This is a genomic window from Paenibacillus sp. J22R232 (assembly GCF_056269165.1).
On record NZ_JBWDNK010000006.1, the window covers coordinates 179,345 to 198,251 of the forward strand.

The following is an 18,907-nucleotide window of genomic DNA, read 5'->3' on the forward strand; positions in this document are numbered from 1 at the left end:
AAATAAATAGTGAGATTATTGTCCGAGAGGGGAAGTATACGTGGCGAACATTCAAGTTGTTAAGGACCATACGATTATTAGAAACGAAGATTTTATTGCAAAAGCAGAACAGCTAAAACCGGAGCTCATCCATACGGAAGTCCATCCGGTTCATCTTATAGATGTCCTATCTGATGCCTCTGTCGTACATGGATGGAGAGCAAACGTCTTGGAGCCTGCAGAAGAGCTCCGCCATAAGAGCTTCGGCAAAGGTGATCAATTCATTCTGGACTATGGAACGCATCTTGTCGGGTATTTGGATGAAATCCATATTAGCCCTGTCGGCAGCCCACCGGATGCGCCTCTTCATCTCAAAATCACCTTCGGCGAAATGCCGATAGAGATGGCAGAGCCTTTCAGTTCTTATGAGGGCTGGATCAGCAGCTCCTGGCTCCAAGAAGCCGTATTCCACGTGGATATACTGCCAGGAGTAATCACCCTGCCCCGTCGTTACAGTTTTCGTTATGTGAAGTTTGAAGTGATCGCTGCTTCCCAGAAATACCGTGTTTCCTTCGACAAGATTGTGTGCCGCACGGTTACTTCCGCCGATGTCAGCAAGGTCACGCCGCTAAAGCACTCGGACGAGCTTATTCAGAAAATGGATGAGATCAGTATCAAAACCTTGCAGGATTGCATGCAGCTCGTATTCGAGGATGGTCCTAAGCGGGACCGCAGGCTGTGGCTGGGGGATCTTCGGCTTCAAGCACTGGCGAACTATGAAACCTTCAAAAATTACGATTTGGTGAAAAGAAACCTATATTTGTTTGCCGGCGTCCCTAATGACAAAGGACAAATTACAGCCAACGTATTTACGTTTGCGGATCTGATCGCAGATGACACGTACCTTCTCGACTATTCGATTTTCTTTGTCACCACCTTGTACGACTATTATGTTGTCTCGCAGGACCTGGAAACCTTGACCGAGCTATGGCCTTTAGCTCTCAAACAAATCGAGATCGCCTTTGGTTATTTGGATGAACGGCATCTTGTCCAAGATTCGAATTCTTGGTATTCCTTCATCGATTGGAATCAAGATTTGAACAAGCAAGCGCCTACGCAGGGCGTGTTGATCTACGCTCTTCGAATCGCTATCCGCATAGCCGAAATTGTAAGCCCTGATACCGTCGCAACGTTGAAGCAACAGCTCGATCTACTCCTAGCATCGGCTAAATCGCATTTATGGGATGAAGCAGCGGGCTTCTTCGTTAGCGGCGTGGACCGTCAAGTCTCTTGGGCCAGCCAAATCTGGATGGTTCTCGCGGAAGTATGGGAGCCTCAGAAAAATAAGGAGCTGCTTACCCGCTTATTGGAAGTAAACCCGGTTGTCGGAGTAACGACTCCTTACCTGTACCACCATTTGGTGGAAGCTCTTATTCTTGTGGGTGAAACAGAGGTAGCCATCAATCAAATGAAAGCCTACTGGGGTGAAATGATTAAGGACGGGGCCGATACTTTCTGGGAGCTGTATGATCCCAATAATAAATCCTTCTCTCCTTATGGCAATCCTATGATCAATAGCTATTGCCATGCTTGGAGCTGCACGCCGACTTTCTTGATCCGGAAGTATAACTTGTAGGCATTGCAAGCATTTGGGGTCGATTTCTCTAATCCTTTAATAAAGGGCTGAGGAATCGATCCCTTCTTATTTGGAATCATCCCGCAAGTGACTGGATATTCTCACTGTCACCTCTGTTCCTACTCCGAGCACGCTTTGAATGGCGATGCCGTATTCACTGCCATATTGCACTCTTATTCGCTCATGCACATTGTAGATGCCATAACCCTTGGACTGTTTAACCAGGATGTCTTCGGACAATTTCTTACCCATCCCTGGACCGTTGTCATGTACCGTGAATACAATTGCTTCGCCATCCAATTTGCCACCGATTCTCAGCTCGCCTTTTCCTGATCGCTTCTGATCAATACCATGTTCAATCGCATTTTCTACGATAGGCTGAAGCACCAGCTTGATCATCCGGTAATCGAGAATTTCGTCTTCCAATTCGTACATCACGTCAAAATCATGGTCATGCATAATTAGCTGCATTTCGAGATAGGACCTCGTATTTAGAAGCTCGTCTCTCACAGACATCGTATCATTGCCGCTATTTAACGTCGTTCGGTAGAAGGAAGCCAATGTCCCTGCTACGTTGCTGATGTCGGTTGCCTTGATTTCTATCGCTTTCCAGTTAATGATGGACAAGGAGTTGTAAAGAAAATGCGGGTTGATTTGCGATTGAAGGGCTCGCAGCTCCGCCTCCCGTTGAATGATCTTGCTTTTGTACCCTTCCTCGATCAATAGATTAATGCTAGTCAGCATTTTCACGAATCGAAGTTCAAGCTCTCCGATTTCATCTTGGGAATGTACCTTCAGGCTGATCGTGAATATGCCTTCTTCGACCATTCTCATCTTCGTATTTAAACGATGGATCCTTCGAACGAACACGCGCGTAAATAACCAAATCATCCCTAACAAAATAACGAAGCAAGCAGCTTCAATGATAATTGTAGCCCGTATAATTTTCCAAGGTTTTATCGTTAATGCCTCCGAGGAAGCGATGAGCGAGATGGTCCAGCCTGATTCTTTCATTGATCTATTGAGCCATATATATTGAGCGTTTTCGGTGTTCGGTTTTAGCTCCGATTGCTCGAGCAATTGACGCACTGCCGCCAACTGGGCTGGCGAATCATTGCTCGCATAAACAATATTCATTTGCGGATCCGTAATGACGACGGTGGATCCGTTCAATTCCGATGGTTTCAAGGAATTAAAGAAAAACTCGGGGATTAGCTCCATATAAATCAAGTTTTTCTTATCGTAGTTAATATCCCCGAATATCCGCCTTACGCCGAAAATTTTCCCTTGTTGCGCATACCAATGCGTATCCGCCGAGTTCAACGATTGTTTATACCAAAATTCATGTTCTACCTTCGATATCGGCATGATCGAATTCATTCGTTCCGTTAAATTATTCTCCGTATAAATCGTAATCCGCGCGATATCGCTATTCAAGAAAAGCGCCGTATTAAGCAAAGGATCCACCGTTTCTTGCAAATCGACATACATATCGTAATAGCTCTTATATTCCTCATTGAAAATATGGGAGAAATTCGGGTTGTAGCTGATCAATTCGATCGCCGCGTTAAAGCGCTGCAGCTTATAGGTAAGACTGTCCTCCATCTTCTTCAAGCTGTCTTGAAGAACGATATTCGATTGTTGGACCTGGAGTTGTTTGGATTGCTGATAAGAATAAATGCCCAATATCATAAGCGGTATCATTATAACGGTTATATAGGATATAAACAGCTTATGCTTTATTTTCCACTTATTTTTAAAGTTGATTTTCATTGTAGGTCCGCCTTCTTTCCTTCCATATAGACTTATTATAGCAAGACTGCTCTATATGGACAGGAATCCAGCAGCAGGTTTATTCTTTGACAGCGCCAAGCACGATACCGCTGACAAAGTATTTCTGCAAGAATGGATAAATGAGCATGATCGGAACCATAGATACCATGACCTTAGCTGCATTAAGCAGCTGACTCGACATATTGGACAAGCGCTTGATTTCTTCGGGATCTGTCGTATTCATGATCGAATTGACGCTAATGATTAATTGTTGAATGTACGTTTGCAGCGGCCAATTTTCTTTATGCTGCATAAGAATCATACCATCGAAGAAGGAATTCCAATGCCCTACGATGGAAAATAAAGTAACCGTAGCAAGGGCAGGCGTAGAAACGGGAACGAAGATAAGGATTAGCGTCTTCCAAGGACCTGCACCATCGATATTGGCCGCATCCTCAAGCTCCTTAGGAATGCCTTTGAAGAAATTCATCAGCAGTATGACGTTAAATACGGGAACGGCAGTCGGCAGCACGAGTGCCCATATCGTATCAAGCATTCCGAACGTATAGATCGTCATATACCACGGAATCAAGCCACCGCTGAACAGCATGCAGAAGACGATAAACCACATATAAATATTCCGTCCCGGGAAAAACTTCCCGCTTTTGGATAAAGGATAAGCCATCAATATCGTAATGAGAAAATTGATCGCTCCTCCAAGCAGTACTCTCTTGATCGAGACGCCGAATGAAACGAAAAAACCTCGGTCGCTAATAACGGATTTATAAGCATTCAAATTAAAATCGACCGGCCAAAAATATACCTCGCCAGACATCGCCGCTATTTTTCCGCTGAAGGAGATAGCAAGGGTATTCAGGACCGGAGCCATTGAAAGAAAGGCAATAAAGGCAAGGAATACATAGATCATCATATCAACGGCACGGCTATTTCCTTTAACCATAAATCTTCACTCCTGTCAGAAAATACGATAGTTGGCAAATCGGGCTGCAAGTACGTACGAAATCGTAATCAGCAAAAAACTAACCAAAGACTTGAGCAGTCCGACTGCTGTTGCCAGACCATACTGAATTTCAAGCAAGCCGGCGCGATAAACATACGTATCAATAATATCGCCAGTTTGATAAACGATAGGATTGTATAGATTAAGAATTTGCTCAAAACCGGCATTAAGCACATTACCTAAGGCTAGCGTAGCCAGAAGTATAATCGTTGTCATTAAACTAGGGACCGTAATATGGCGAAGTCTTTGAAACCGGGTAGCGCCATCGATGGCTGCTGCTTCATAAAGGTTCGTGTTAATCGATGTCAGTGCCGCGATATAAATGATCGTACTGAATCCGAATTCCTTCCATACGTCACTGGAGACGATAATGGCGCGAAACCAGTTGTTGCTTTGCAAGAACATGATGGGGTCGCCACCGAACCATTTAATCATCTGATTAATTAATCCGTCCAAGCTTAATAGATTGACAAGAACACCCGATAGAATAACCCATGACATAAAATGGGGCAAATAAACGATCGTCTGAATCGTCCGTTTGAATTTTACGTGATAAACCTCATGAAGCAGCAACGCAAATACAAAAGGAACGATTAGGCCTGCGGCTATTTTCATCAATGCGATCGTCAGCGTATTCACAAAAATGAGCTTACTGTCTGGCAAGCTGAACATATACGCGAAATTATCCCATCCTACCCATTCCGAATGAAAGATTCCGAGAGTAGGCTGAAAATCTTGGAAAGCGATAGCGATTCCAAACATTGGAATCACACTGAACGCAATGAGCAATAAAATTCCCGGCAGCAGCATGACATGGTAATTCCATACAAAAGATCGACTTCTCATAGCATCTCCACCTAAACATGGTATTAGTAAGAGGGGCATTCCTGCTTAGCAAGATGCCCCTCACTCAACGGTTGTGATTATGGCATTATTTGCCTGCGATAGCGTCAGCAATTTCTTTCGTTATTTCATCGCCGCCAATATTTTTCCACGTGGAAACGAATTTATCGAATTCATCGATCGGTGCAGTTCCCGTAATGATTTTTAAGAACGTTTCATTCTCGAGTTTTTCTAGATTTGCGCCTTTTTTGAGCATAGTAGCCGTTTTACCGTAAAAGATCGGATCGATTTTTTTGATTTCTTTGGCACCTGTCACAGCGGCACCTGTATAGAAAGCAAGCGAATCCGCGTATGCCGGAAGATCCTTTTTCGGGTCTTTATTGTTTTTCAGTACGGAATTTACCCGTGGAACAATACGGGCAGGCAATCCAGCTGAAGTATTGTCCTTAATCGCCTGGTCATAAACCGGAATGTCACGGGCAAGCGAATCCTGGTAATCAAGCTGCAGGTTCAACGGGTAATTTTGCCAGCCTACGCCAAGATCCTTGTAAAGCTCTTGCGAAGCCGGATCGATAAGACGGATGCCTTCGTATTCCACGTTAAGCATTTTGATAACCGCTTCCGGATTTTCAGCTTTTTTGTTCACGACGAGGAACATGCCCGATGGAACCGAAGGTACGATATTGCGATTTCCCTCTCCATCCAAAGGCACGGCCAGCGGAATCCAATCCGCGTTCGGATTCGTCTTCACCGCATCGGATAATGCCCAGCCCGCGAACCATGGCGCGAATAGAATGCCCGCTCTGCCGCTGGATACGAGACCTGCGTTGTCTTCCCACTTTCTTGTTAGAAACTCTTTGTCGATGAGGTCTGCCGCATACAGATCGCGTAGAACTTTAAGCGCTTCTTTGGTCTCCGGCGTTGTCGAGCCATACACGATGCTGCCGCTGCTGTCCTTGAACCAGTTCTTCGGATAGGAATGATTTACGTTGAACACAGGATCAAAGGTAAAGAATCCGCCATCGGTAACGACTGATTTTTCCCCAAGCAACCCTACCGTATCTGCCTTATTGTTGCCATCTGGATCTTGCTCCTTAAACGCTTTCACGATGGCGGTTACTTCTTCCATCGATTTCGGAGGCGTAAGCTTCAGCTTATCCAGCCAATCTTTGCGAATCCAGAGCAGCTGGTAGCTGCCATCGATGTTCGTATTCGGAAGAGCTAGAAGCTTGCCATCAATTCTTCCCGTATTAAGCACTCTGTCGTCGGTATATGAACTGTAATATTCCTTGATTAATGGCGAGGCATATTGATCGTACACATCTGTAAGGTCAGCCAGCATTTTCGCTTGCGCCATGCGCTTGAATTGCTGCTCGTCAACAATCATGACATCCGGCGTGTTATTGCTTGCGATAGCCAATGTCACTTTTTGGTTATAAGCATCCAGATCCTCAACCGAGAAATCGTACTTGACCTTCACATTTAACCGGTCTTCCACGTATTTCAGAAATTGATTGCTTTCCAGCGTATCGCCAGTTGGCAAATTATTGCCGGAAACGCCTTGTCTTCCAAGCGTAATGGTAACGGTTTCATCGTATTTCCCGAAAGGTTTATCGACTTCCGGCTCTGTATTTGTTTCTGTTTGCTGCGGCGTTTTGTTTCCTGCGTTTGCAGAATTAGTAGCATTGCCGTTAGCGCCGCCGCTGCTGCATGCCGTTAACCCAAATACCGTAACCGCGCAAAGCAAGGCAAGTATTCTCTTTGTTTTCATGACCATCCTCCATTAATTCGTTCTATCTTGCTCCTCTATCATAGCAACAGCCACTAGGTGACTGATATCTCACATATTTGTGATATAGATCGATTTTTTACGAAGATGATTCCCGGAATTTCGCAGGGGTGACCCCATAGTAGTTCCGAAAGGTTTGGATAAAATAAGTAGAGCTTCTATAGCCCAGCAACGTATACATATCGACGATTTTCATATTCGATTCGGTCAGCAGCAAAGCCGCTTTCTCCATCCTGACTTGCGTGATGTACCGGATCAGGCTTTGACCCGTTTCCTTCTTGAATAGATAGCTCAAGTAACTTGGCGTCAAATAAACCCGCTCTGCAATGCCTTCCAACGAGAGATCTTCACCGTATTCCTTTCCGATCAATTCCCTTATCGTCCGAATTAACTTAAGGTTAGAATCGTCCTTTGCCTTCATTTCCGTGCTAATATCAATTTTATCGAAAATCGAAAACATAAAATCCTTCAAATCATGCAAAGAAACCGTTCTGTAAATGCTATCCAAATATACGTTCATCTCGGTAAATTCAAGTTTATTTTCCCTGGTTACGGCTTTCTTCATAATTTCCGAGCATATAAATTTGGTATACAACGATGAGAATTGGCCTTTCGTCTTCAGATAAGAGAAAAGCAGCTCTAAGCTGTATTTTGCCACTTCAATATCGTTGTATTCCAGACACTGGTAAACCTTCTCCAATATTTGATTCAGCTCGATGTCATTGAAATTGGCTTGGGTGAATTGCTCGTCGGAGAACAGAATCGCTTGATCCTCCATAAAAAACCTAAATTCGAGCATCCGCTCCATCTCGCTATACAAATCATGTACCTGATCCAGCCGGTCAACCGCTTTCCCTACGACAAGGCCGAGATTCTCATGCATGGCCTCCCTGGTCTTCCGTATGATCGATTCTCCAAGCCCTCTTAGTGTTTCTTTATCGATTGGGCGGTCATGGTTGATGAATAAGGCGCTTTGATTCTCATCCATATTGACGTAATCGAATGCATAGGTAATTATCTCTGTTAACAGTGCAGTAAAAGTATCATGGTGAATATCAAAAAATTTCCTGCCGCTATCGACAATAATCAAATGAATCCATTTGTTGTCGGAATGATATTCTAATCGGTCAAGTGCACGCGAATGCGCAGCATTCGATTTACCATGCAAGGCATCCAGCAGCATTTTTTCCTTCTCGTAAAGCAGTCCCCGATTATACCCCTCCAGCAATTGATCCGTGCGCATGTTTTGCGCTGCTAGCTCGTCGCAGGTTCTGATCGCTTGGTTCAAAACGGTGAGAAATTCTGTAATTTGAATCGGTTTGAGCAAATAATTTGAAATATTCGCGCGCAGCGCTCTTCTTGCATATTCGAACTCATTAAAAGCACTATAAATAATGATTTCAATATTCGGATTCAGCTTGCTTACATGCTCTGCCAGCTCCAGTCCATCCATAAAAGGCATTTTAATATCCGTAATCACTATATCGATCGGTTGATTTTTTATGATTTCCAGCGCAACCTCGCCGTTCTCGGCTAATATCGTCTCAAGCTCCAGCTTATGGGCCTTTATTAATTGCAGGATACCCTGTCTTTCGATACGCTCGTCATCAACAATCAGAATACGATACACAGCTGCTTTTCCTCCTGGATAAGAGCAAAAAAAGGGCATCTTTAATAAGATGCAGCCTTTTTTTGGTTTATCGATTTATTTTGCTCGAAACGCTACCGTTCCTGCATTTACGCTGTGGCACAGCTGGATCGCTTTCTCCGCTGTATTCACGTCGCCGCCCCATTGCAGCATATAACGGAACTCGTAGAAGCCGCCTAACGTCGCCTTGAAATTCGTCTCCCAATAGTTCGTCAAAACCCATGCGTACAGTGTTTTCTTAGCACCTGCTTGTTGCTGGCCTTGAACGAGCCTTTGCCCATATTCCAAGGAACCGGTCTGCATTAGCGGCGTATCCGGAGTTGCAATTGATAGTCCCCCTTGTTCAGATACGAGAGCAAGTCCCTCTTGTACGCAATAGAAATCCATGCCAGTGCCCGGTATTTGATCGATGCCCGGTCTCACAAGCGCTCCAGCTTTTTCAAGCCACAGCTCCCCATTTTCTGCTTTGACGAAAGGCAAAGAAATGTAAACGTTTTCCGGGTCCCAGACGCTGTCTTTGTGGATGCGTACGGAAACATCAACTCTCGGCTGCGCCAAAAACACTTTAAGGAATAACGAATAATGGCTCATGCCCTGCACTTCATATTTCAATTCGATGATGCTATAAATCGGTCCGTCCGTTATGGTCTTCACACCCGTAAGTACGCCGATAGAACGTTGTACGTTCATCCCTTTTCGATTTCTTCCCATAATCCTTCTCACATTCATCTGATCGCCATGATCGCCGCGAGTCACTTCATAGACAGGGGTGAATGCCCCGCAAAGCTGCTCCTGATCGATAAGTTCCTTGCCTGTCCCTTTCTCGATCCATGATATGATGCCTTCGCCAGCTTTCCAAACAATCCGCACGTGACGGGATTCAATGCTGTTCTCAGCCATTTGCATCCGTGGCATATCTTCCTGTACAGGAGGCAACAAATCTTTAATATCATGAATGCGATCGGCTCCGCGTAAACGGGTGCTGCTAGTCGTAATCGAAGTAACCTGCGCAGCGTCACGGATATGAAATCTTTTTTCTTCCTTTGCGCTAAGCTTTACCATAATGGCAATTTGATATCCTCTGCTTACCTTCTCCTGTTGGTGTGCAATCACCTGTCCCGATTGCTCGTCAACTACCTCGAATCCGTTTCTATAATAATCAGCTTCCCATTGCTCCTCAAGGTAGAAAAATGCCAAATCTTCTATCGCATAATCGAAGGAATTGACCACTTTATAGGTGAAAGCCCTGTTTGCTCGCAGCAGCACATCGCCTCGTCCCTCCAGCACATCATCCAAAGAAACGTATACCAATCTGCTAGCGTTTGCGGCGTAGGCTTCCTTTCTTACGGCGAGCTCCTGCACCATCATATGCCACGGCTCCGATATCGAGGAGTGATAGCCCCAGGTATGTTCCGCATACATGATTAATTGCTGTTCGGCTTCAGCCATTCGTTCCGGTTTCACATAGCTCGCTTCCGGATCCAATCGTTTGACCGCTTCAAGCGTACGTTGGGCGTTTCTGAATATTTGCGTATGCATCGCCGTGGAAGCAACGCCGTCGGACCACCAGTCCGGCCAATCCCCTCTGTACACGGGGATGTCTGCATCCTGCTCTTTCACAAGATCGAAGAAACGGTTCAACGTCGTCATTTGGATTTCCACGCGATCCCCATGCTTCTCGTTCCATTCCTGAATGAAGCTCATAATTCTGCCATTCGGAGCCGAGTTATCCCGGAGAAGTCCCATCACGTTGACCAAAATGAAATCAAACGGATAATTTTCTTTCTCAAGCTGCTCCAGGTACCGAGAAATGCGGGTTTCCGCATGCGTCCAGTGATCCTCAGCAATGCCCCATACCGGATTCTCATCCCGAATGGTGTAGGAGAGCGTGCCGTCCGGATTAATGCCCAGATCATTGCCCATCATGTAATGCTCGCCGCTCCAAACTAATATTTTATCGCCTTTTGGAGTTTCCCAGTAAAACGGATGCTGCTTGCGGCCGATCGCGAACATGCCGTGGTGCGTGTGAATGCAGGAAAGCAAATTCTCGATTCCTGCGTCTGCCAATGCTTGCGCGTATCCCCAGCTATACCCGTTAATATCAGCCGTCATGGCTGATCTTACTTGAAGGCCCAGCGGCTTCGCAAACTTCCCTGCTCTTGCCAGCATATTGCTCAGCAGCTCGAAATTGATCAATTCGGTCATATTCAAGTATGTGCCGGATAATTCGATATCTCCCCGCTTTAGTGCATCCTCGAACGCTTTTTGTTCTTCTTCCGTCGCTTCTGTAAGAAACTTCTCAACAGCCCAGAAGGTTTCGCAAGTCCATTTAAAACCTTTCCATTCACTACGTTCCTCCGTATGGGAAGCACGGCAAATTTCAATGGCTTGCCGAATGAAATCTACCTGATACTGCTCGATTTTTTCTTGTCTTTCTGTATAGCCGATATCGGTATGCGAATGATGAATCACATGAATTTTCCAATTCTTTTTAAAATGGTTCATAGGTTCGTTTCCTCCTTGGTTGCACTGCTTAATTCCGAGTGTATGACCATTATAATCAGGACGGGAAAACGAGGGCTATATTCCATTTTTTCGAAACATATCACTTTTTTCCGTCCTTGCGCCGCCTGCTAACCGCTCGCTCGTCTATCGGCCTGCGCGCCATTATATTGGATTTGCTCACTATAAAAAGCTTACCCGGAATATTTATCCCGAATAAGCTTCTGGGCTGCTTGTCCTTATCTATGCAGGCGCAACCAATAGGACGCATTTATTTGACGAATTCGTAAATGCCTTTGAATGTGCTCTCGAGCGTATCCTTGCTGATCGCAACCTCAGTATTTATATCCATGGCCGCCAGTTTATTTTGAAAAGCCGGCACAAACAAATGGCCGCTCTTGGAAATCTGGCCCCCTAATACGATTAAATCCGGCTGATAGGCACGCAGGGACTGCTCCAAAATAACAGCCATTCGCTCGCCGAAAGCAGCAAAAAGGTGGATATATGCCGGATCCCCCACGTCTGCTAACGCAGCGAACTCATGAACATCCTTTCCTTTCCCATCCAGCCCGAGCTCTGACGCGAGCTTACGTACCCCTCGTCTGGAAACATAATCGTCCGCGATGCCATTTTTATAGGGAATCGTGTACAACCAGCCATTATCAGGCACGTCAAAGCGATCCTTCACTAACTGCCCATTCTCAATAAAACAAGAGCCAAGCCCTGTCCCGACTGTGAGAAATATCGTTCGTTTAGCTCCAAGCGCAGCCCTAGTAACGGTCTCACCAAGACCGAACAACGCGGCATCGTTCTCAAAGCGGATCCGAAATGCCGGAGCCATAAGGTTCTTCAAGGAGACTTCCTCCCGCATGGCTTCCTCGAGCAGATTGCCGAAAGGAAGACCGTACAGCGATTCGTATTTCGCCAAACCTTGAATACGGCTAATTCCGTTCTCGTAATCGAAAGGGCCGGGGAATGCCATTCCAATTCCTCCAATCGGGTTATCGACTGAGCCCGCCTTTAACAGCACATCCGAAGCAATCGCTACGAAACGGGCAATGATCTCGCTTGCGCTTTGGTCCGAATGGGATTCATAATGCCCGACGGATGGCTTGATGATGGAGCCTCTGATGAGCGCCGCAGCTTTTATTTGCGTGCCCCCGACGTCAAAGGCAAGAAAAATAGCGGAATTCATATGGTACCCCCTCTATATTCGGACGTATGCTTTAATGGTGCCAATGGTTTTTCCTTCGCTCGGACCGCTTGGCCGAATCGTATAAGAAGCAATATGTGCTGGAATGACGAAGGTTTCCGCATAATGTATGATGAAGGGCTCGAAGGCGCCATCCGGGCTTTCGATTGTCGCTTCTTCGCCTTCGACCAAATTCAGCATATGAACGCTTCCGTTTGACTCGTGGCTAACTGGAGCAGAGAACCAATGCCTGCGCGTCTCGATGAATTCAAGCGCATGAAGCCCCGTTCTCTCTTCGATCCAGCCCTGTCCCTCCGCAATGCGCTCTACCCTGCCGACACATTCCGACGTAGTCCATTCGGTGTCCCGGTTCCATTGAATTACCTTGCTGCCATGCTCGACATGGACCGGCCGCGGCTTGCCGTCAAGTCCAAGGCGTTCCCAATCCCACAGCTTGAAGGTGAAAATATACGGCGTCGCACTGATCTCCAGCACCATGCAGCCCGGTCCCGAACAGTGAACCGTTCCCGCCGGAATTAAAAAATGATCATGCTTGACGGCTGGATAGACATTGATATAATCATTTGCCGGGAAGCTGAATCCGCCTTCCTGCGCCTTGTTTAGATCAGCGATCATGGCTGCCGAGTCGATGCCTTCCTTTAGACCAAGATACACCTCTGCGCCTGGTGTCGCCTCGAGAATGTAATAGCTTTCATCCTGTGTGTAAGGCATCCCGAATTGTTCCTTTATATATTCATTTGTCGGGTGGACCTGCAAGCTCAGGCTTTGCCCGCCAATGGTGTCCAGAAAATCGAAGCGAATCGGGAATTCGGCACCGAAGCGCTCGTAAACTTTCTCCCCCAGCAGCTTAATCGATTCGAAGAACACGAGATTGATAGCGGGAAGCTCAACCCTGACCGGACCGTATTGGAAATAGAGACTGTTCTCCTCCGGCACTCCGTCGAAGCCCCAAGCATAAGGATGCTCTCGTTTAGGCAAGCCGATATTCGCCTCAAGCCATGTGCCTCCCCATACGCCGGGATCAAAATAAGGGACGAGACGGAACGGGCGATTCACCGTTTGCTCAAGTCCTGCGAGCAATGCACGCTTCGATACCATCTTAGGCTCGTCTTTCGTATTCGTATCTAAGTAGTAATCGATACTGCCTAGCAGTGTTTTCTTCAAGTTGTCAGCCATTCGCCATTCGAAGAAAAATCCGCGTTTGTAGCGGCGAAGCATATCCTCTTCCGGGTGGCTCGTTCTCCAATTTCCGATCTCCTTCGAACGAAGGCGCAGCTGGATTTCCCAACGTGCCATGTCTGCATAGATAAGAACGTCTCCCGCCGCAACAAGCGAAGCGCCGAATCCGATGACAACGATAATACCGCCGGATATCGCTTCGATCTGGCTTTGGAGGGAATCGAGTTTAGCTTGATCATAAAATTCATTGATTCGAAAGGAGGTCATACATCCGAAAACACGGTCATCAGTCAGAAATCCGTCAACTTTGCGATCGACTTCTGTAGGGTCGAATGCCGCTTCTTCTGCCCGAAAGATCGCAGCCGGGTTCAAAAAGCGGGAAATTCCCGTTAAAATTTCCTCTTGCCTTACGCCGGGATAACATTCGATGACGACAACCGTTTTCTTGCTGACTCTTGCTCTATCAAATATCGTTAATCCAATTGCCTTATATCCGGACCAGGCTTCCTGTTCCCAGTTTCGAATAGAGATGGAAGGCTCTTTGTTATACGCGGCTACCATGTTAAATTCACAACTCCTTCGCATTAATTTATCATAATATATCATAAATTAACACAAATGAACATCGTGAATTTGTTACACGATATAAAGCTCAACGCCACTTGCTTCAATGAACCGTCTGTCTTCATCCCGCAAACCGGTATCCGTCACGAACACATCGATATCAGACAGCTGCGCTACCGTTGAGAAGTATCGGTTGCCAACTTTGGATGAATCCAAGAGCATAACCACCTTCTTGGCGGAGCTAATCATCGCCTTCTTCACTTGCGTATCGAGCAGGTTCGGATCCGTAAAGCCATACTCAGGTGAATAGCCCAGGGCGGATAAAAACAACGTATTCGCATGGTAAGCGGCAAAAAATTGTTCCGCCACCGGTCCGACAAACGTTCCCGACACTTCCCTCAGCAGCCCGCCGCAGCAAATAATCGCATGTCTCTCCGAGACATGCGGGCGAAACCGGTTTAGCGTTTCCAGCCCATTGGTTAGCACGGTCAACTGCCCAAAGGAATCTAGAAAATCCGCAATCCGGGATACCGTCGTTCCGTTTTCCAGAATGAGGACATCCTCTTCCTCGATGAAATGTTCGGCGGCGAAGGCGGCCAATCGCTCTTTAATATCTTGATTATTGGCTTGCTTGGAAGCCAGATCCGGTTCTTGAGCCAGATTGGAGTCTTGGTAGATAACGCCCCCATGGGAACGCTGCACATGGTTCTCTTGCTCCAGAGCGTTCAAGTCTCGACGAATGGTCATGCCCGATACGCCAAAATGGTCGCTAAGCTCTTTCATCGTAGCGGCGCCTCGTTCGGATAGATAGGATAATATCGCTTGTTTTCGTTGTAATGGCAGCATTCGTTCACCTCTTTTTCACTCATTTTAACACAAATGATCAAATACGATCAAATAATAGCCGAGTTGTTACACAAGAGGGTTAGTAACCTCAACGCTCTTCCTCGTAGCAGGGAATAACTTCTAAATCAGTAGTTCATAATAAGACGAATTATTTCTCTTGGACTGGTGGTCGACGCATGCTCCCAAATATACATAAAGCATTAAAAGAGATCTCAAAATCAAATGATTTTTCACAAACAACCATTGATTTAAAAGGTATGCGCCTTCATTTTTCATACTATAAAACGCTTATAAACCATGAACAATTTCACCATGATTTACTCTCCTTTTTTCAGCTATCGAATGGAGAAATCGAAAATTTGCATGATTTAAAAGCCTTGATTCCCATTGAAGCAATCAAAGTATTGTCAAACGTGGAAGAAATCGTGCAAAGCTTGGCTCACGGTTCAATCTTTATTCAAATGGATCCCTCACTAAATGAAGGACTCATGGTAGACATCGCGGATTTAAAACTGGGCCATCGTGGTTATAATGATACCGAAAATGAATACAGCGTAATCGGTCCGAAGGTCGGTTTTGTCGAAAATATAGATACCAACCTGACTTTGCTGCGAAGAGGGCTTGTAACCGAAAAACTTATATTTGAGGAGCATATCGTTGGTTCACTTTCAAAAACGAGGATCGTTATCGCTTATTTAGAGGATATTACTAATCCGCAACATGTAAATACGGCAAGGCAGAGACTCTTGGATCTAGAATATGACGTGGTATTTGAAACCTCTCTTCTGGAACAACTGATTACCGACAACTCAAATTCTCCTTTCCCGTTATTTATGTCAAGCGAACGCCTGGATAGAGTCATGTATTCGATGCTGAACGGGGAAGTAGCCCTTCTATGCGACGGCTCTCCCATAATAATTACGGGACCCGTTAACTTATTTAGCTTTATCATTTCGCCCGAAGATTACTATTTGCCATGGATTATGGGTTCGTTCTTTCGTCTCATCCGTTATTTTGGAATCGCGTTTTCCATTTTGGCTACCTCTTTTTACGTTGCGATTCTTACCTTTCATTACACCGTCATTCCCAGGGATCTATTAGGACCGATTATCGAATCAAGATCCAACGTCCCCTTCCCTCCTTTGCTTGAAGTGCTGTTCTTGGAAATAACGATCGAGTTGCTGCGCGAAGCCGGGTCCAGATTGCCTACAAAAGTCAGTCAAACGCTCGGCATTGTAGGTGGAATCATTCTTGGGCAGGCAGCGGTGCAAGCCGCTTTAACCAGTAATATTTTGCTCATCATCGTTGCGCTTTCGGCATTGGCTTCCTTTACCACGCCTATCTTTAAAATGTCCAATACGATACGGTTTTTGCGTTTTCCATTGATTGTCTTGGCATCCTTGTGGGGCGGGTTAGGCATAATGATTGGTTTAATGTTCATTTTGGGACATTTATTGCGTTTGAAATCGTTGGGCTCGCCTTATATCGTGCCCCTGTTCCCTTTCCGCCACAAAAGCTTCAACGATAGCTTTATCCGCTCATCCTTTACCCTTCTATCTAATCGATTTGAATTTACGCGTCCGCTATCGACAAAAAGATTTAGCGTGCAAAAAAACAAGGACATTGGCGACGACTATAATAATGAATAGTGTTGTGCGGATTGGAGGATGAAATAATGAAAGGTCATATCCTAGCTCTATTCTGCTGTTGCCTATTATCCGGTTGCGCGCAAGCGAGGACCGTCGACCGGATTAATATCATCCAAAGCATGGGCGTAGACCTCGAAGGGGAGACGATTAAAATGACCGCTTCTTATCCTTCATTTATAAAAGCTTCCCAGCAACAATCCGAAACCCCGATCACAGCGGAATCGAAAATCATGTACGGGATTTTCACGGCCCTAACTACAAAGTCTTCTCAACCTGTCGAATTGGGACAAATGCGTACATTGGTCATTAGCGAGAAATTCGCAAGGGGCTCCCTCTCTGAGCTCGCCGAAATCATCAATCGAGAATTCATCAAAAGCAGCAATGCTACCATTGTGATAACCAAGCAACATGCAAGCTCCATAATTTCCGAAACTTCAAAAAAACCGCCCTTTTTCTTGTCGGAGCTTATCGAACAGAACATGAACCACGGGAATACGCCGGCGACAAATTATCATACATTCGTCAATCAGTATTACGGGGAAGGCCAGGATGTTTATTTACCCGTGATCCATAAAGATCAGGGCTTATTGCAAATGGATGGTGTTGCCGTCTTTAAAGGAGATGAATTAAAACTTTGGTTAACGGGCGAAGAAGGTTTATATTTGAAGTTTCTGAAAGACAAGGCTCTGACAGGCACCTATGATTTCATGACCGGTCCAAAAGACATGTATTCTTTTTTCATTCTGCGCGGAAAGAGCGATATAGCGATTGCGCAAAACGGAAAGACAACGATATCCCTTAAATTATACATAGCGCTTAGGGAAATTCCGAAACAAATGAACATACAGAATAAAGAAGAGTTGCAAGCAATAAAGAAGCAAATCGAAGATAAACTATCATCAGGAATCAAAACGATGCTAACTCGGTTACAAAAGAACAACGCCGACCCTATCGGCTTCGGTGAGCGATATAGGTGGAAGCATAGAACGTATAGCGAGAACAAATTTTATGGAGAAATCTATCCTATTATGGATTTCGAAGTAAAAACGAAGCTTATTATTTTACACTCAGGGGTTGGGCATTAGTGCAGAATCACGTAAAGGAAAATTACACGATATCCGGATACTTTGTATTTTTCTTAATCGGCGCTCCCCAAGCTGCCGCTGGCATTTTGAATTTTCAAAGTCTTGTCCTTCGGGATGCCGGCCAAGATTCTTGGATATCGATTATCCTCGTCGGTTTGGCCCTGCATCTCATCATCTGGATGGTTTATAAGATGCTCGGCAATCCCGCTAAAGACGTCATTGACTTACATCGATTGATTTTCGGCAAACTCATCGGCAATGCCGTTTCTCTGTTATTAGTCGGTTACTATTTCATCATGGCTCTATTTTATTTCCGAGCTTACATTGAAATCATTCAGGTGTGGGTATTTCCAACCGTTAGAACATGGGCGATGGCAGGGCTCTTGATTTGCATGATCTATTATGTCGTATCCGGCGGATTCAGGGTTGTATCCGGGTTTAGCTTTTTTTACATGGCTCTAATCCCTCTGCTCTTTCTGCTTTACTTCCCGCTTCGGCAAGGCAATATCCATCAATTATTGCCGGTTCTCAATCATTCCTTTCTTGATCTGCTTAAAGGTTCAAAAACTTCCAGTTTCATTTTTTTCGGACTCGAAGCTTTGCTTATTTACTTTCCTTTCTTAAAATCCCCCGAAAAAAACGTGAAATGGGCACATTTCGCCTTGCTCTTCACTACATTCAAATATACGGCAATGATTATCGTAACCCTGATGTATTTTAGCCAGGGACTGCTGAAGCATACGCTCTGGCCTACGTTGGCAATGTCCAAAATCATAGAGCTATCCTTCGTAGCCAGGTTCGAGTATTTTTATATTTTCATGTGGCTTTTGGTTATCATCCCGACGGCTTGTATCCCTATTTGGTGCTGTACGAGATTAATGAAAAGAGTTGCTGCGCTTCAGCCTCGGCTGTCTTTGCCTTTTATACTGGCAGCCCTATTCATCGTCGCGCTAACGGTTAACGAACGCATACAGATCGACGTATTAGAAAAGTTCATAAATGAGATCGGATTTTATTTCATCTTTGCCTATATTCCGTTACTATTTATCATCACAAAACTTAGATTAAAGTCCGTATCCCGTGTTGATCAATAATTCAAGTAGCGGTTCAGCAAGTGGCTTGATAGCCGGCTAATCCATTCCAATAGGAGTGTTCGGTTGTCCATGCTTACATACGGGGA

General features: G+C 45.3%; 13 protein-coding genes. 4 read left to right on the top strand and 9 right to left on the bottom strand.

What is annotated here, in order from left to right; all coding sequences use genetic code 11:
• Positions 1-40 precede the first annotated feature (40 nt).
• On the top strand, positions 41-1,615 hold the full coding sequence (locus tag AC0YN3_RS19730) for an alpha-L-rhamnosidase-related protein (RefSeq protein ID WP_475776681.1): 1,575 nt from the start codon (positions 41-43) through the stop codon (positions 1,613-1,615).
• Between the two features lie 66 nt (positions 1,616-1,681).
• On the opposite strand, the gene AC0YN3_RS19735 is transcribed toward AC0YN3_RS19730, so the two are convergent.
• From AC0YN3_RS19735 to AC0YN3_RS19775, 9 genes are all read right to left on the bottom strand, one after another.
• Positions 1,682-3,388 carry a sensor histidine kinase gene (locus tag AC0YN3_RS19735; protein WP_475776682.1) on the bottom strand — a complete coding sequence of 569 codons (1,707 nt, stop codon included), beginning with the start codon at positions 3,386-3,388 and terminating at the stop codon, positions 1,682-1,684.
• A 79-nt stretch (positions 3,389-3,467) separates the two neighbouring features.
• Positions 3,468-4,349 (bottom strand): carbohydrate ABC transporter permease, encoded by an 882-nt coding sequence (locus AC0YN3_RS19740; RefSeq protein WP_475776683.1) that lies wholly within the window; start codon positions 4,347-4,349, stop codon positions 3,468-3,470.
• Between the two features lie 15 nt (positions 4,350-4,364).
• A complete protein-coding gene (locus tag AC0YN3_RS19745) occupies positions 4,365-5,255 on the bottom strand; it encodes an ABC transporter permease (RefSeq protein ID WP_475776684.1) in 891 nt (296 codons plus the stop codon).
• A gap of 85 nt (positions 5,256-5,340) precedes the next feature.
• Positions 5,341-7,023 (bottom strand): extracellular solute-binding protein, encoded by a 1,683-nt coding sequence (locus tag AC0YN3_RS19750; RefSeq protein ID WP_475776685.1) that lies wholly within the window; start codon positions 7,021-7,023, stop codon positions 5,341-5,343.
• Between the two features lie 97 nt (positions 7,024-7,120).
• Positions 7,121-8,671, bottom strand: coding sequence for a response regulator transcription factor (locus tag AC0YN3_RS19755; RefSeq protein WP_475776686.1), 1,551 nt, complete (start codon positions 8,669-8,671; stop codon positions 7,121-7,123).
• A gap of 75 nt (positions 8,672-8,746) precedes the next feature.
• On the bottom strand, positions 8,747-11,194 hold the full coding sequence (locus tag AC0YN3_RS19760) for a glycoside hydrolase family 38 N-terminal domain-containing protein (protein ID WP_475776687.1): 2,448 nt from the start codon (positions 11,192-11,194) through the stop codon (positions 8,747-8,749).
• A gap of 268 nt (positions 11,195-11,462) precedes the next feature.
• Positions 11,463-12,386, bottom strand: a complete 924-nt coding sequence (locus AC0YN3_RS19765; RefSeq protein ID WP_475776688.1) for an ROK family protein — start codon at positions 12,384-12,386, stop codon at positions 11,463-11,465.
• Positions 12,387-12,398: 12 nt separating this feature from the next.
• Positions 12,399-14,144 (bottom strand): class I mannose-6-phosphate isomerase, encoded by a 1,746-nt coding sequence (locus tag AC0YN3_RS19770; protein WP_475776689.1) that lies wholly within the window; start codon positions 14,142-14,144, stop codon positions 12,399-12,401.
• A gap of 75 nt (positions 14,145-14,219) precedes the next feature.
• Positions 14,220-14,993 carry a DeoR/GlpR family DNA-binding transcription regulator gene (locus tag AC0YN3_RS19775; protein WP_475776690.1) on the bottom strand — a complete coding sequence of 258 codons (774 nt, stop codon included), beginning with the start codon at positions 14,991-14,993 and terminating at the stop codon, positions 14,220-14,222.
• Between the two features lie 176 nt (positions 14,994-15,169).
• Between AC0YN3_RS19775 and AC0YN3_RS19780 the strand changes: the two genes are divergently transcribed.
• From AC0YN3_RS19780 to AC0YN3_RS19790, 3 genes are read left to right on the top strand one after another with little or no spacing between them, the layout of a single operon-like run.
• Positions 15,170-16,642: a spore germination protein gene (locus AC0YN3_RS19780; protein ID WP_475776691.1), complete on the top strand. Its 1,473-nt coding sequence runs from the start codon at positions 15,170-15,172 to the stop codon at positions 16,640-16,642.
• A gap of 26 nt (positions 16,643-16,668) precedes the next feature.
• Positions 16,669-17,727 carry a Ger(x)C family spore germination protein gene (locus AC0YN3_RS19785; protein WP_475776692.1) on the top strand — a complete coding sequence of 353 codons (1,059 nt, stop codon included), beginning with the start codon at positions 16,669-16,671 and terminating at the stop codon, positions 17,725-17,727.
• Entirely contained in the window at positions 17,727-18,821 is a 1,095-nt protein-coding gene (locus tag AC0YN3_RS19790; protein ID WP_475776693.1) for a GerAB/ArcD/ProY family transporter, read from the top strand. The genes AC0YN3_RS19785 and AC0YN3_RS19790 overlap by 1 nt, the downstream gene beginning before the upstream one ends.
• Positions 18,822-18,907: the final 86 nt, after the last annotated feature.